The sequence below is a fragment of the Roseateles sp. P5_E1 genome, assembly GCF_054049335.1.
This window is the reverse complement of the sequence record NZ_JBFUMN010000472.1, coordinates 1-523: the sequence shown is the minus strand read 5'-3', so window position 1 is coordinate 523 and position 523 is coordinate 1. Positions and strand designations below refer to the sequence as shown.

Here is a 523-nt window from a genome sequence, read left to right as displayed (position 1 = left end):
CCGTAATCTCACGCCAAGAAGTACGTTCCGTACCGCGTCACTTCCGGGTAGCAAGGGGGCGTACGGAGAAAGGCATATGCACAAGCGACTTTCGACAATTGCGGTAGTGCTCGCCGCGCTCCTGTTCGGCTCGGTCGGTGCGGCAGCTGCGCAATACAGTGAAAAAGGAAGTGAGCTGACCAGCGCACAGGTCAAGTCCAAGCTGGAGGCGGCCGGCTATTCCAATGTTCACGGTATAGAGCGTGAGGGGGCACACTTTGATGCCGACGCATCGAAGGACGGCAAACCCGCGCATCTTCATGTGGACGCGAAGAGCGGTGCCGTCACGGTGGTTACCAATGAATCGGAAGAATCGGAAGAGCACGAATCGGACCATCGGCCGTAGCGGCGGCTAGCCATGGTGCATGGCGCTCCAATCATGTGTTGAGGGCCAGCTTCGCTGGCCCTTCGCGTTCATGTGCGGGGCTCGGTACCGGTCTCCGCTCCGGGCGGGAGGGCCCCGCCGCTGGGAGCGCGCCAGGGA

At 61.8% G+C, this 523-nt stretch carries 1 protein-coding gene; it reads left to right on the top strand.

The features are described from left to right. The coding region (locus ACXJKJ_RS32155) for a PepSY domain-containing protein (protein ID WP_457395809.1) at positions 1-385 on the top strand (385 nt) is incomplete at its 5' end. Positions 386-523 lie beyond the last annotated feature (138 nt).